Origin of the sequence: Rhizobium sp. WYCCWR10014, assembly GCF_001657485.1 — a bacterium.
Taxonomy (GTDB): domain Bacteria; phylum Pseudomonadota; class Alphaproteobacteria; order Rhizobiales; family Rhizobiaceae; genus Rhizobium.
The window spans coordinates 164489-177760 of the sequence record NZ_LXFU01000048.1 but is presented as its reverse complement, the minus strand read 5'-3'; the positions used below and the strand labels follow the sequence as shown (position 1 = coordinate 177760).

The following is a 13272-nucleotide window of genomic DNA, read 5'->3' as shown; positions in this document are numbered from 1 at the left end:
CTTTCAATCCGCGAGGGTCTTTACCAATCATGCCCGATACTTACCCGCCCTCGAACCTTGCGGCGATCGACGCCGCGCACCACCTGCACCCCTTCGCCGACATGAAGAAGCTGAATGCCGAAGGTGCGCGCATCATCCAGCGCGGCGAGGGCGTGCACATCTTCGACAATCACGGCAGGAAATATCTCGACGGCTTCGCCGGCCTCTGGTGCGTCAATATCGGCTATGGCCGCCGGGAGATCACGGACGCCGTTGCCAGGCAGATGAACGAGCTGCCCTATTACAACACTTTCTTCGGCACGACCTCGGTACCGACGACCCTGCTCGCGCAGAAGGTCACCGCGCATGCCGGCGAGCGGTTCAACCACGTCTTCTTCACCGGTTCCGGCTCGGAGGCGAACGACACCTGGTTCCGCATGGCCCGCGTCTACTGGAGTGCGGTCGGCAAGCCGTCGAAGAAGATCGTGATAGCAAGGAAGAACGGTTATCACGGTTCGACGGTTGCCGGCGCCAGCCTCGGCGGCATGAAATACATGCATGAGCAGGGCGACCTCCCGATCCCAGGCATCGTCCATATCGGCCAGCCCTACTGGTACGGCGAGGGCGGCGATCTCTCGCCCGCCGAATTCGGTCTCAAGGTTGCCCGCGAGCTCGAAGCCAAGATCGACGAACTCGGCGAGGAGAACGTCGCCGCTTTCGTCGCCGAGCCGGTGCAGGGGGCTGCCGGCGTCATCATCCCGCCCGAGACCTACTGGCCGGAGATCGACCGCATCTGCAAGGCGCGCAATATCCTGCTGGTGACCGACGAGGTGATCTGCGGTTTCGGCCGTCTGGGCGCCTGGTTCGGCCACCAGTATTTCGGCGTCGAGCCCGATCTGGCGCCGATCGCCAAGGGGCTTTCCTCCGGTTATCTGCCAATCGGCGGCGTGCTCGTCAGCGACCGCATCGCCGATGTGCTGATCAACGAGGTCGGCGATTTCAATCACGGCTTCACCTATTCCGGCCATCCGGTCTGCGCTGCCGCAGCACTCGAAAACCTGCGCATCATCGAGGAGGAAAAGCTGGTCGAGCGGGTGCGCGACGATATCGGTCCCTATTTCGGTCGAGCCTGGAAGGCGCTTTCGGAACATGACCTTGTCGGCGAGGCGGATAGCATCGGCCTGATGGGCGGACTGCAGCTTGCCGCCGAGAAGAGCACGCGCACCCGTTATGCCAAGCCCGATCAGGTCGGTGCGCTGGTGCGCAACCACGCGCTGGCGAACGGTCTGGTACTGCGCGCCACCGGCGACCGCATGCTCGCCTCGCCGCCGCTCGTCATCAGCCACGCCGAGGTGGACGAGATGGCAAAGGTTACCAGGCTGGCGCTGGATTTGGCCTGGAAAGAGCTGAGATCCTGATTGCGCTCAGCCATGCTCGCTAAACCAGCCACAGGCGAAGCCGCTATCTGCCTAGCGAAAGCCTTCGGGCCTAAAGCTCAAAATCCTGCGGTTTGATATCTTCGGCGCCGTGTTTCACCCGTAGGACCACGATGCGGTCGCGATAGGAGCGGTAATAGATGCAGCGGTTCCGATAGGGCAGGCCGCGCAGGCCTTCCGCAATGTGGTCGCGGGGAGATCCGGTGAAGTCCACTTCGGCGATCCAGGCGATCTTCGCGGTCAGATCGGCCAGGAACTCCTGCGCGTAGTGGGGGCTGCTCTCGGCGATATAGCGGCGAATATTCCGCAGATCCTCAATGGCGGATGGAGCGATAATCAGGCGTTTCGGTTTGATGGCCCTAGCTTTCGTTCATGACGTCTTTGAGGAGATCCGCGCCGGTAGCGTATTCCTTGCCGAGGCCGGCTTCGATCTCGGCGTCCGCCGCCTGAATGTCCTTACGCAGCACCTGCATTTTCAGCTCGTGGTCGGCGAGCATACGGATGCCTGCCCGCACGGCCTCGGTTTCGGTGCCGAACCGGCCATTGCGGACAAGATCCGATAGAATCCCGTCATAGGTATCGCCAAGGGAAAAGGTTTTTGCCCGTGCCATGTAAATTTACTCCCTGCTCACACCATATGACAAATACAATACTTTTACAATATTCGAGTATGCTAGATATGGCCAACGAGCCGATGGCTCAGCGCCTCCGAGCACAGTGAATGAGATAGCGAGGATCACGAAACTGGCGTTGGATGCCGCCTGGGAGGAGCTGAAATCGTGATTGCGCTCAGCCCGGCTGGTTGACCCAGGCATAGCCGAAACGATAGCTGTCGTCGCCGCGCCGATAGAAATAGGGTGCGTCGACTACCGACGCCTCGGGTGCAGGCGCGCCGAGATTGACCTGCAGCCATTCAGCCATATCAGGCGGCAGCGCTTCGCTTCCGTCCTTGGGGAGGAGCCACACCAGGAGAAGCGGTCGCCGACCTGCAAGATCCGGGTGGAAGCCGGGATAATCCACGGAGAGGACCGGCACGCCGGGAATATCCTGCCTGAGATTGCCGGCGAGCAGGCTGTCGCCGGCGAGGATCGCCGCCGGTTCGGCCTGTTTGCGCAAGAGTTCCAGCATCGTGGCGTAAGGCCTGTTCAGCCGCTCGTAATGACCGGTAAAGCGCGCAGTCGCAACGCTGCCGTAAAGGGCCGCCGGCACGCCCATCACGATGACGGCGACACCAAGCATGAAACGCCGGAAGGCCCTTCCGGTTTCCACGCCTGCGGCCTCGATTTTCAGGCAGAAATAGAGCGGCAGGATGAAGAGCATCGGCACCAGCCAGCGATCCTTGATGCCGGCAGCACCCCCGAAGACGATCAGAAGCAGAATGCCGGCCAAGAAGACGAGCATCATCCGCTCGAGAAGCCGCGTCCATTCCGAGCCGGAGCCGAGCGCCGGACGAAGGCTCTTGCCGAAGACGATCATGAATACCGCCACGGTCAACCCGGCAAAGCTGATGGTGGCGAGGGCGAGCGAGCTTATGCCCATGGACACCTGCTTGAGATAGCTCGCTTCGCCGCTCGCGGTCATCTTCTCCAGGGTGCGTGCGGTGGCGAAATCGAGATTGTCCTGCAGCCAGAAGAGATGCGGCAGGATGATGACGAATGCTACCGCCGCCGTCAGCATCAGCCGCCAGTCGAAGATCCGCGGCCGCAGGCGCGCATCGGCCAGCGCTGCAATCAGGGCTGCCGCCGGCAGGATCGCGAAATTATATTTGGCAAGCAGACCGAAACCGATGCCGATGCCTGCGATCAGATAGGAGGCAAGGCTTGGCTGCTTCAGGCTACGGATGAAGCCGTAGAAGAAGATGCTGGCCGAGAAGAACACCGCGACCGTATGCGTCAGGTCGCGCTGCATCTCGAAAGCCATCTGCGGGATGGTCAGCAGCCCGAGCGTGGCGATCGCCACCAGCGCCTTGTCGCGCAAGATAAGCCGCGCGGTCAGACCGTAGAGCACGTAGGAGCTGAACAGCAGCAGGTTCTTCACCACCGAGAGGGCGGTTAGCGAGACGCCGGCAAACTGGAAAACGGTGTATTGCAGCCAGTTGTAGAAGGGCGGCTGCGGACCGTAGCCGGCGGCAAGCCATTGCGAGCGGAAGACCTGTTCGGCCTCGTCGAGATCGAGCGAATGCGAGGTTGCAAGCCGCACGCCGACCTGAAGCGTGAAATAGGCCGCCAGCAGCACGAAGATCCAACTGATGTCGCGACGGTTGCTTTCGGTCATTCTATCTGGCCCCCGGCTGAACCCAGGCGTAACCGAGCGCGAAATTGTCGCCCTGACGGCCGAAATAATAAGGAAGCGACAGCGAGCCGATCTCCTGCAACGCGATATCAGCCGCCGTCAGCGCCGAGGAAAACCGCTCCGGCATCACCGCATCGGCAGCCGTCGCCGTCTTCTTGCCGCGCCAGACGATCAGCACCGGCCCCTTGGCCTCGGCATAGGCCGGAATGCCCGGTGCCGGGAAATCCGGCATCACCACCGGCACATCGGGAAATTGCAGCCGCATGTTTCCGCCGATATAGGTGTCGGAAGCAATCACCAGCGCCGGTTGCGCCTGTCGCGTCATCTCTCGCGAAAAACCCGCCATCGGCACATTCGGCCGGCTGTAGGTACCGATCAACCCGGCGCCGACGACGCGGAAGCCGAGGGCGATCAGCACACAGGCCATCAGCACCGGCAGCACCGGCCGGAAGCGGCGCAGCCCGGCGGAAAGGTCGAGCCCGGCGGCCTGCATTTTCGCCAGGAAATAGATCGGCAGCACCAGCAGGAACGGGTCGAGCCAGCGCTCGCGAACCGTCGTCGAGCCGGTGAACAGCACGATCAGAACGATGCCGGCGAGACTTGCGAGCATCATCCGCTCCATCATCCCTGTCCAGCGGTTGCCGGCCGAAAGCGCTCGGACAAAATCCCGCCGGAAGGCGGCGGCGAAGATCACGACTGGCAGCGCCGCAAAGGCGATGATGGCAACGAGAAAGGCGACAAGGCCTTTGCCGATCCGCACGGCGCCGGCCGGTTCGCTGCCGGCGGCCATCTTGACCAGAGTGTCGGAGGAGGCGAATGCGAGATTGCCCTGCAGCCAGATCGCGTGCGGCAGGACGATGACGAGCGCAACAGTGATCGCCGCCAGCATGCGCCAGTCGAGCGCCCTGCGCCGCCATTCGGCATCGGGCAGGATGGCGATCAAGGCGACGACGGGCATCAGCGCGAAATTATACTTCGAGATCAGCCCGATGCCGGTCGCAAGCCCGAGCAGCAGGTAGCTCGCCATATCCGGTCGGTCGAGCGTGCGGAAGAAGCCGTAGAGAAACAGCGAGCTGGCAAAGAGCAGCGCCGTCGTGTGTGTCAGATCCTGCTGGGCCATGTAGGAGACCTGGGGCAGGGTGATCAGCGCCAGCATGCCGACGGCGGCAAGCGCCTCGTCCTTCAGCGCGCGTCGCCCGGCAAGGCCATAGAAGAGATAGGACAGGAACAGCAGGATGTTCTTCGGAACGATCAGCGCGCCGATCGACATGCCAGTCACCGAAACGACGGCATATTGCATCCAGTTGTAGAAGGGAGGCTGCGGGCCGTAGCCGGCCAGCAGATATTGCGAGAAGAAGGATTGCTCGGCCTCATCGAGCTCCAACGAATGCGGAAGCGCGACGCGCAGCGCGATGTTGAGCACGAAATAGGCTGCAAGCAGCAGGCCCGCGGTTTTGATCGTCCTCGTCGCGCGCTCCAGCATCGTGCTGTCGGCTTAGGCTTGGCTTTGATCGTCGAAGATCTGCCGCACGATATAGTTCGGAGAGGCGTCGTCGCGGTAATAGGTGCGCGCAATCATTTCCGCCAGGATGCCGGTGGTGATCATCTGCACCGACGACAGCAGAAGTACCACGCCGACCATCAGCATCGGGCGCGTGCCGATGTCGTTGCCCAGGATGAACTTGTCGAAGCCGAGATAGAGCAGGATCAGCATGGCGAGCGCGCCGAGGCCCAGGCCGAGCGAACCGAAGAAATGCCCCGGCCGCGCCTTGTAGCGCATGAAGAACATTACCGACAGCAGGTCGAGGATGACGCGGAAGGTGCGAGAAATGCCGTATTTCGAAACGCCGTGCTCGCGGGCATGGTGGGTGACGGCCATCTCGCCGATGCGCGAGCTCGGGACGACACCGGCGACCCAGGCGGGGATGAAGCGGTGCATCTCGCCCATCAGCTTCACCTGCTTGATGATCGAGGCACGGTAGATCTTCAGGCTGCAGCCGTAATCATGCAGCTTGACGCCGGTAATGCGGCCGATCAGGTAGTTGGCGCACCAGGAGGGGATCTTGCGCAGGAAGAGGCCGTCCTTGCGGTTCTTGCGCCAGCCGACCAAGAGATCGAGTTCACGCCGTTCCAGCTCGGCGACCATCGAAGGAATGTCCTTCGGGTCGTTCTGCAGGTCGCCGTCCATCGTCGCGATCAGGCGGCCCTGGGCCGTGTCGATGCCGGCCTGCATGGCGGCTGTCTGGCCGAAGTTTCGCTGCAACTCGACGATCCTGAGCGCCAACCCCTCGCGTCCGACGTACTTGCGGGCGTTGACGAGCGTCGCATCCGTGCTGCCGTCGTCGACGAGGATCAGCTCCCAGCGATGGGGGTAGCTAACCATCGCAGCCACGACACGCTCGACAAGCGGGCCGACGCTTTGCTCTTCGTTGAAAATGGGCACGACCAGCGACAGTTCGAGCGATTGTACCGGATCATTCGTACCGCGAATGGGCTCTACCGTTGTCTGCAACTTTCATCTCCAAAAGGCCGGACGGCCGAGCAATCTTTAATGCTGCCGCCGCACTTGCGGAAGGCTACTACATGAAGTGTCCGCCGGTTGCCAGCGGGCAATGCCGGTTTCCCGCAATCGGCTGATCTGCCTGGGCGTTATTTCGCGCCGCCTTCCACCCAGGAGTAACCAATGGAGAAGCTGCGTTTGCCGTCACCGAAGAGATAGGGCAGCGTCAGCGTCTTCAACTCTTGCAGATGAATGCCCGATCTCACGAGGTCATTGGCGAAACCGGGGGAAATTGTCGGATCATCTGCGGTCTCGCCGCGCCAGATAACCAGCACCGGTCCCTTCGCGTCCGCATATTCGGGAACTCCGGGACCGGGGAAGAACGGGATCACGACGGGAACATCGGGAAACTCCAGCCGCATGTTGCCGGCCACGAACTTGGTTCCCGCCACGATGAGAACCGGCTTGCGGGTCGCGGTCAATTCAGCCACGTAGCCGGAAAAGGGTACGTTCGTTCTCGTGTAAGTGCCGATATATTGAATGCCGACGATCCGGAAGAGAAGGATCGACAGGATGACGACCATGAAGACCGGCACTACGGGCCGGAAGCGCGCAAGACCGGCGGAAAGATCGAGGTCTGCGGTTTCCAGTTTCAGGAACAGATAGATCAGCAGGACGAGCAGGCATGGGTCGAGCCAGCGCTCGTGGATATCGCTCGCGCCGGCGAAGAGGACCACGCCGACGAAGGCGAGCAGGCTGATGACCATCATCCGCTCGATCACCCGGATCATCGGGCTGGAAGAGGAGAGCGCGCGAAAGAAGTCGCGCCGGAAGGCGGCCGCGATGAGAACGATCGGCAATGCGACGAAGCCGAGGACGGCGATAACGAGAGACAGCAGTCCTTGCCCGATGCGGGGAAGGCCGGCGGGGGCCAGGTGTTCGGCGGTCATCCGCTCCAGCGTCGGCGCAGACGCGCTGGCGAGATTGTCAGGCAGCCAGAGCGCATGCGGCAGCACGATAAGAATGGCAAGGACGGCGGCCGGCAGCAAACGCCAGTCGATCAGACGGCTGCGCCATTCCCGCTCCGGCAGCACGGCAATGAGGGCGGCAAATGGCAGGATGGCGAAATTATACTTCGAGATGAGCCCGATGCCGGTGGCGACGCCGATGAGGAGATAGCTCCCGATCGTCGGCTGGCGCAGCGTGCGGAAAAAACCGAAGAGGAAGAGCGAGGTCGCAAACAGCAGGGCAACCGTATGGGTCAGTTCGCGCTGCGCCATCAGGCCGACCTGCGGCAGGGTAATCAGGCTCAACATGGCGACGGCTGCAAGCGAACGGCTCTTCAGCACCTCGCGGGCAGCAAGCCCGTAGAAGAGATAGCAGCCGAAGAGAATGATGTTCTTGGGCACCGAGAGCACCCACATCGATATGCCGGTCACCGAAACGATGGCATATTGTATCCAGTTGTAGAAGGGCGGCTGCGGACCATAGCCGGCAAGCAGATATTGCGAGTAGAAGGACTGCTCCGCCTCATCGAGATCGAGCGTATGCGGCAAGGCGATGCGAAGCGCGATGTTCAGCAGGAAATAGGCTGCCAGAAAAATGCTTGCGCTCGTAATGCTTCTGGTAATCCGCTCCAACATCGATCTCCACGTCAAGCCGGCAAGGCGCCATCACGGCCGATCGGATCGTCGGCGTGGAAGCATGGTCGCCACCGCCGCCATCAACTCCGTCGTTGTGCGCAACCTTCATTTCTCCTAAAAGGCCTGGCGACGGAACCGCTGCCTATGCCGAAGCCAAGCGAGGAATGCCTACTACATGAAGAGTTCGATCGTTGAAAGCCGGCAATCCTGGTTTATGCGCAATCGCATGACCGTTCTGACGGTCGTCATCGTCGCAGCCTACGGCCTCTTCATCCAATGGTTCTGGGGTTGGCCTGTTATCATCAGGCAGTGGGCCGATGTCGGCGCGGGGCCGGTGATCGGTGCGCTGGTGCTGTTGACGAGCACCTATTTCCTGCGCACCTGGCGCATCTATGATTACTTTCCGAAGGAAACGGCTGGCCGGTTCGCGGTCCTTTTCCGCGTCACGCAAATCCACAATCTGCTGAACATCATGCTGCCCTTCCGCGCCGGCGAGACCAGCTTTCCGCTGCTGATGCGCACCGAATTCGGCATTCCGCTGACGCGCGGAACCTCGGCGCTTTTCGTCATGCGGCTGCTCGACCTGCACGCGCTTCTGGCCGCCGCCGGCATCGGCTTTGCCGTCGCTTCAACCGATGCGGCTGTTGCCTGGTCGCTCTGGACTGTCTTCCTGCTGCTGCCGGTCGCGGCCTTCGCCGCCCGCAAGCCGCTGCTGCGGCTAGCCGCCAGTCTGTTGCCGAACAAGGCGCAGAAATTCGTTGCCGAGATCGAAAACGGCTTGCCGCTCGATGGTGTCGCCTTTGCGCGCGCCTGGGCGATGACCATCGTCAACTGGCTGGTGAAGGTGATGGTGCTCGCATGGGCGCTCGGCCTGATGGGCGTGCTGCCGATGGCGGCAAGCTTCGGCGGCGCGCTCGGCGGCGAGCTCTCCTCCGTGCTGCCGATGCATGCGCCAGGCGGCGTCGGCACTTATCCGGCCGGCATCACCGCCGGCGCCATCGCCTTGGGCGCCTCGAGCGAGCGGCTGGCCCTTGCCGCGCTGGCGCAGGCGAGCGTCAATGCCCACCTGCTGATCATCGTCTCGGCGCTGACCGGAACCGCCATCTCACTGCCGCTCGGACGTCGCGGCAAGCTCTGAAATCCGTCTTCTCAGAAACACCTGCTCCGGCTCTTGCCGGCAGAGCGACAGCGCCGTTTGATAGGCGGCGATCGCCTCTTGCCTCCGATCGAGACGGCGCAGGAAATCGGCGCGCGCCGAATGGGCGAGGTGATAGGCCTGCAGCTCCCGGCGTCCCAGAATGGCATCGATCAGTTCCAGCCCCTTCGCCGGCCCTTCCGCCATCGCAATCGCCACGGCGCGGTTGAGCTCGACGATCGGCGAGGGCTGCGCCGCCAGAAGCAGATCGTAATAAAAGGCGATCCGTCGCCAATCGGTCTCTTCGGAAGCCGGCGCTCTGGCGTGTTCGGCGGCGATCGCCGCCTGCAGCGTATAGGTGCCGATCTCTCCGGCTTTCATCGCGGCGGCGAGCAGCGCCAGGCCTTCCGTAATCTTCGCATGATCCCAGAGCGAGCGGTCCTGATCGGCAAGCAGCACCAGCGATCCCTGCTCTCCGCTGCGGGCGGTGCGGCGGGAATCCTGCAGCAGCATCAGTGCCAGCAGACCCGACACGTCGGGATGCGGCAGCAGCGCCAGAAGCAGCCGCGCCAGACGGATCGCCTCCGCGGTCAGATCGGCGCGGACCACATCCTCGCCTGAAGAGGCCGAATAGCCCTCGTTGAAGACGAGGTAGATGACGTGCAGCACCCGGTCGAGCCGCGGCTGCAGCGCCTCGCGGCCCGGCACCTCGTAGGGGATATTCGCCGCCCGGATCCTGCCTTTGGCGCGCACGATCCGCTGGGCCACCGTCGGCGCCGGAATGAGGAAGGCATGGGCGATCTCTTCGGTGGTCAGCCCGCAGATTTCCCTGAGTGCCATCGCCATCTGCGCATCGGCCGGGATGAGCGGATGGCAGCAGGTGAAGATCAGCCGCAGCATGTCGTCCTCGATCGGTTCCATGTCGCCGATCTCCGTTGCATCGGGCGTGTAAAGGCTGTCTTCGATGTGATGCTGCGAAGCATCGAAGCGCGCCCGCCGCCGCATCGTGTCGATCGCCTTGAAGCGCCCCGTCGAAACGAGCCAGGCGACTGGATTACTGGGAGTGCCGTCCGTCGGCCATGTCCGGGCGGCCGCGGCAAAGGCGTCGTGAAGCGCCTCCTCCGCCCGGTCGAAATCGCCGAGAAGGCGGATCAGCGTCGCCAGCACCCGGCGCGACTGCGTTCGGTAGATTTCTTCGATGACGCTTTCCAATGGGGCACCTCAATCCGGCAGGGTCAGCATCCGCACGGGCCTCAGTTCTACCGCGCCGAAACGCGCCGACGGGATCCGCCCGGCAATTTCCCTGGCTTTCACCACATCCGGCGCCTCGATGACGTAGAAGCCGGCCAGATGCTCCTTCGTCTCGACATAGGGGCCGTCGGTGGCAGACAGCCTATTGTCTCGAACCCGCAGCACGGTCGCCTTATCGGGTATCTCAAGCGCATCGGCATGGATCATGATGCCGTCGCGGCGCAGCTCCTCATCGAAGGCGAAATGCGCTTTGACGAGTTCATCGGTTTCATCAGGCGTCAGCGTCCCGTCCGTGTCGGCGCTGTTATAAATCAGGCAGATATAGCGCATGGCTATTTCCCATCCTGGATGGAGTAAGTCGGGCGCACTTCGATCGAGCAATATTTGAGGATCGGAAAACTCGACACGATCGTCTTCGCCTCCTCGATATTCTCGGCTTCGATCAGCAAAAAACCGCCGAGGTGCTCTTTGATTTCGGCAAATGGGCCATCGGTCGAAAAGGCTTCACCATTGCGCAGGCGGACCGTGATCGCCGTTGACGGTTCATGCAAGGCGAGCGCCACCAGCAGATGACCGCTCTCGCGCCAGCGATTGTCGCTGGTGATGCACTCCTGTGTGAGCGCATCCCATTCGGTCTGAGGGACCAGCTTGCTTTTTTCCGTGTCGAACCAGATCTGGCATAGAAATTTCATTGGTCTCTCCTCATTTAGTTCCGAATTCGTGGATCGGCCGAACCTCGATCGCGCCGAGTTTGGCGAGCGGGATGCCTGATGCAATACGGATCGCTTCGTTGAGATCCTTTGCCTCGATCAGGATGAAACCGCCGAGCGCCTCCTTCGTCTCGGCGAAGGGACCGTCGGTCACCGCCATCTCGCCATTGCGGACTCGGACAGTCACTGCCGATTTCGGCGGTTGCAACGCCTGGGCGACGATCATATGGCCGCTGTCGACGAGGTCCTTGTCGTAGTCGAGGGAATTTGTGTCGAGCTCGGCCTTCTCCTCTTGCGTCATGGAGTCGAGCGTCGCGCCGTCGAACCAGACCTGACAGAGATATTTCATCGCAGACAGCCTTCCTTGCCGTGTTCCAATACCCTTGGACGAACGATCTTCGCGCATTTCGACAGCGGCGGGAAAAATCTTTTGTGCCCGCCCGTGTCGAAATCGCGAGGCAGCGCTCGACAAAGCTTCGTCGAAAGCTGTCGAGGAGATTAGCAATGAGTATTTTTGAAATCGCTGTGGCAAGCCAGATATGGGCGCGCCGCCATGAAAAGCGTGAGCTGGAGTTCGTCGAAAGCGATGGGCTGAAGATTCTCCTGCGCGTCGCTTTCGTCTTCGTCGCCTTCACCCTGTTGATCGCGGGGCTGAATGTTGCCGCCGGCAGGCCGCAGATGCTTGTGCAGCAGTCAGCACCTGTCGTGACCGGCAGGTGAGGAACCGGCCTATTGGAAGGCCGTTTCGAAGAAGCTGCGCAGCTTGCGTGAATGCAGTGCTTCCTTCGGCATGGCGGCAAGCTTCTGGACGGCGCGGATGCCGATCTGCAGGTGCTGGTTGACCTGCGTACGGTAGAAGGCCGTTGCCATGCCCGGCAGTTTCAATTCGCCGTGCAGCGGCTTGTCGGAGACGCAGAGCAGCGTGCCATAGGGCACGCGGAAGCGGAAGCCGTTGGCGGCGATCGTTGCCGACTCCATGTCGAGCGCGATTGCGCGCGCCTGGGAGAGCCGCTTCACCGGCCCGCGCTGGTCGCGCAGTTCCCAGTTGCGGTTGTCGATCGTGCCGACGGTACCGGTGCGCATGATGCGCTTCAGCTCGAAACCCTCATAGCCGGTTATTTCGGCAACGGCGGCTTCGAGCGCCACCTGCACTTCGGCCAGCGCCGGGATCGGCACCCAGACCGGCAGGTCGTCGTCGAGAACATGGTCCTCGCGCATATAGGCATGGGCGAGAACATAGTCGCCGAGCCGCTGGCTGTTGCGTAGCCCGGCGCAATGGCCGAGCATCAGCCAGGCATGCGGCCGCAGCACGGCGACGTGGTCGGTGATCGTCTTGGCGTTGGAGGGGCCGACGCCGATATTGATCATGGTGATCCCGGCATGGCCCTTCTTCTTCAGATGGTAGGCCGGCATCTGTGGCAGGCGGGTGAGGGCGGAATCCGTTTCCGGCGCGTTCGAACCGGGCAGGGTAACGACATTGCCGGGCTCGACGAAGGCAGTATAGCCGTCGCCGTCCTCCGCCATCAGCTTGCGCGCCCAGCTGCAGAATTCGTCGATATAGAACTGGTAATTCGTAAACAGCACGAAATTCTGGAAATGCTCGGCATGCGTCGCCGTATAATGCGACAGTCGGGCGAGCGAGTAGTCGATGCGTTGCGCGGTAAATGGCGCAAGCGGCGAGGGCTCTCCCGGCGGCGGGATATATTCGCCGTTGGCAATCTCGTCGTCGGTGGTGTTCAGGTCGGGTGTGTCGAAGATATCGCGCATCGGAACGTCGATGAAGGCGTTGGTCGATGCTTCCACATGCGCACCCTCGCCGAAGGCGAAGTGCAAGGGGATCGGCGTCGTCGATTCCGAGACGATGACAGGAACATTGTGGCTCTTCATCAAGAGCGCCAGCTGCTCTTTCAGGTAATGCTTGAAGAGCTTCGGCCGGGTGACGGTCGTCGTGTAGATGCCGGGTGCCGTGACATGACCATAGGAAAGCCGCGAATCGACATGGCCGAAGCTTGTCGTCTCGATGCTGACCTGCGGATAAAAAGCGCGGTAGCGCGAGGAGATCGGCGCGCCCTGTGCGAGTTCGGCGAAGCTCTGGATGAGGAACGCCGTATTGCGCTCGTAAAGCGCCGTCAGCGCCTCGACCGCCTTGGCGGGATCATCGAAACTCTCAGGCTGGAAAGGCGGTGGAGAGGAAATGTCGAGGGGCAACAAAGGGGGGATTCGTTTGTTCATGACACATTATAGAGAGTTGTTCTTGACAAGCAAACGACGCGCGCCGGCGGATTCCGATTTTTTATCCTATTCCGCGTCTGGTGCGAATGCCTGT

14 protein-coding genes are annotated in these 13272 nt (G+C 61.9%); 3 read left to right on the top strand and 11 right to left on the bottom strand.

Annotation, left to right across the window (positions count from 1 at the left end; genetic code table 11):
* Positions 1–29 precede the first annotated feature (29 nt).
* Complete coding sequence (locus A6U98_RS26890) at positions 30–1397, top strand: aspartate aminotransferase family protein (protein ID WP_064654018.1); 1368 nt, start codon at positions 30–32, stop codon at positions 1395–1397.
* A 70-nt stretch (positions 1398–1467) separates the two neighbouring features.
* On the opposite strand, the gene A6U98_RS36340 is transcribed toward A6U98_RS26890, so the two are convergent.
* The 6 genes from A6U98_RS36340 to A6U98_RS26865 form a co-directional block, all read right to left on the bottom strand.
* On the bottom strand, positions 1468–1749 hold the full coding sequence (locus tag A6U98_RS36340) for a type II toxin-antitoxin system RelE/ParE family toxin (protein WP_280950271.1): 282 nt from the start codon (positions 1747–1749) through the stop codon (positions 1468–1470).
* Positions 1750–1774: 25 nt separating this feature from the next.
* The gene (locus A6U98_RS26885; RefSeq protein WP_003546845.1) at positions 1775–2026 is read right to left on the bottom strand and encodes a type II toxin-antitoxin system ParD family antitoxin; all 252 of its coding nucleotides are present in this window, start codon (positions 2024–2026) and stop codon (positions 1775–1777) included.
* 178 nt (positions 2027–2204) lie between these two features.
* Positions 2205–3689: a glycosyltransferase family 39 protein gene (locus A6U98_RS26880; protein ID WP_064654017.1), complete on the bottom strand. Its 1485-nt coding sequence runs from the start codon at positions 3687–3689 to the stop codon at positions 2205–2207.
* A gap of 1 nt (position 3690) precedes the next feature.
* Positions 3691–5190 carry a glycosyltransferase family 39 protein gene (locus tag A6U98_RS26875; RefSeq protein ID WP_064654016.1) on the bottom strand — a complete coding sequence of 500 codons (1500 nt, stop codon included), beginning with the start codon at positions 5188–5190 and terminating at the stop codon, positions 3691–3693.
* A gap of 12 nt (positions 5191–5202) precedes the next feature.
* On the bottom strand, positions 5203–6219 hold the full coding sequence (locus A6U98_RS26870; protein ID WP_064654015.1) for a glycosyltransferase family 2 protein: 1017 nt from the start codon (positions 6217–6219) through the stop codon (positions 5203–5205).
* Positions 6220–6356: 137 nt separating this feature from the next.
* Positions 6357–7850 (bottom strand): glycosyltransferase family 39 protein, encoded by a 1494-nt coding sequence (locus A6U98_RS26865; protein ID WP_064654014.1) that lies wholly within the window; start codon positions 7848–7850, stop codon positions 6357–6359.
* 175 nt (positions 7851–8025) lie between these two features.
* Here A6U98_RS26865 and A6U98_RS26860 point away from each other — a divergent pair, with 175 nt between their 5' ends.
* Positions 8026–8988, top strand: coding sequence for a lysylphosphatidylglycerol synthase domain-containing protein (locus tag A6U98_RS26860; protein ID WP_064654013.1), 963 nt, complete (start codon positions 8026–8028; stop codon positions 8986–8988).
* On the opposite strand, the gene A6U98_RS26855 is transcribed toward A6U98_RS26860, so the two are convergent.
* Genes A6U98_RS26855 through A6U98_RS26840 form a run of 4 tightly spaced genes read right to left on the bottom strand, consistent with a single transcriptional unit; the run spans position 8956 to position 11295 of the window.
* On the bottom strand, positions 8956–10197 hold the full coding sequence (locus A6U98_RS26855) for an RNA polymerase sigma factor (RefSeq protein ID WP_064654012.1): 1242 nt from the start codon (positions 10195–10197) through the stop codon (positions 8956–8958). The genes A6U98_RS26860 and A6U98_RS26855 overlap by 33 nt on opposite strands.
* A gap of 9 nt (positions 10198–10206) precedes the next feature.
* Positions 10207–10566 carry a YciI family protein gene (locus tag A6U98_RS26850; RefSeq protein ID WP_064654011.1) on the bottom strand — a complete coding sequence of 120 codons (360 nt, stop codon included), beginning with the start codon at positions 10564–10566 and terminating at the stop codon, positions 10207–10209.
* A gap of 2 nt (positions 10567–10568) precedes the next feature.
* Positions 10569–10928: a YciI family protein gene (locus A6U98_RS26845; RefSeq protein WP_064654010.1), complete on the bottom strand. Its 360-nt coding sequence runs from the start codon at positions 10926–10928 to the stop codon at positions 10569–10571.
* Positions 10929–10938: 10 nt separating this feature from the next.
* Positions 10939–11295, bottom strand: a complete 357-nt coding sequence (locus tag A6U98_RS26840; protein ID WP_064654009.1) for a YciI family protein — start codon at positions 11293–11295, stop codon at positions 10939–10941.
* 155 nt (positions 11296–11450) lie between these two features.
* On the opposite strand from A6U98_RS26840, the gene A6U98_RS26835 reads away from it, so the two are divergent.
* The gene (locus A6U98_RS26835) at positions 11451–11666 is read left to right on the top strand and encodes a hypothetical protein (protein WP_171376500.1); all 216 of its coding nucleotides are present in this window, start codon (positions 11451–11453) and stop codon (positions 11664–11666) included.
* A 9-nt stretch (positions 11667–11675) separates the two neighbouring features.
* Here A6U98_RS26835 and A6U98_RS26830 read toward each other — a convergent pair whose 3' ends face one another.
* Positions 11676–13178 carry an AMP nucleosidase gene (locus A6U98_RS26830; RefSeq protein WP_033180494.1) on the bottom strand — a complete coding sequence of 501 codons (1503 nt, stop codon included), beginning with the start codon at positions 13176–13178 and terminating at the stop codon, positions 11676–11678.
* Positions 13179–13272 lie beyond the last annotated feature (94 nt).

What these genes read in the sequence shown, in the direction of transcription:
- A6U98_RS26890 (WP_064654018.1), top strand. Translation starts at nt 30, where the DNA reads ATGCCCGATACTTACCCGCCCTCGAACCTTGCGGCGATCGACGCCGCG.
- A6U98_RS26885 (WP_003546845.1), bottom strand. Translation starts at nt 2,026, where the DNA reads ATGGCACGGGCAAAAACCTTTTCCCTTGGCGATACCTATGACGGGATT.
- A6U98_RS26880 (WP_064654017.1), bottom strand. Translation starts at nt 3,689, where the DNA reads ATGACCGAAAGCAACCGTCGCGACATCAGTTGGATCTTCGTGCTGCTG.
- A6U98_RS26875 (WP_064654016.1), bottom strand. Translation starts at nt 5,190, where the DNA reads ATGCTGGAGCGCGCGACGAGGACGATCAAAACCGCGGGCCTGCTGCTT.
- A6U98_RS26865 (WP_064654014.1), bottom strand. Translation starts at nt 7,850, where the DNA reads ATGTTGGAGCGGATTACCAGAAGCATTACGAGCGCAAGCATTTTTCTG.
- A6U98_RS26860 (WP_064654013.1), top strand. Translation starts at nt 8,026, where the DNA reads ATGAAGAGTTCGATCGTTGAAAGCCGGCAATCCTGGTTTATGCGCAAT.
- A6U98_RS26850 (WP_064654011.1), bottom strand. Translation starts at nt 10,566, where the DNA reads ATGCGCTATATCTGCCTGATTTATAACAGCGCCGACACGGACGGGACG.
- A6U98_RS26845 (WP_064654010.1), bottom strand. Translation starts at nt 10,928, where the DNA reads ATGAAATTTCTATGCCAGATCTGGTTCGACACGGAAAAAAGCAAGCTG.
- A6U98_RS26840 (WP_064654009.1), bottom strand. Translation starts at nt 11,295, where the DNA reads ATGAAATATCTCTGTCAGGTCTGGTTCGACGGCGCGACGCTCGACTCC.
- A6U98_RS26835 (WP_171376500.1), top strand. Translation starts at nt 11,451, where the DNA reads ATGAGTATTTTTGAAATCGCTGTGGCAAGCCAGATATGGGCGCGCCGC.
- A6U98_RS26830 (WP_033180494.1), bottom strand. Translation starts at nt 13,178, where the DNA reads ATGAACAAACGAATCCCCCCTTTGTTGCCCCTCGACATTTCCTCTCCA.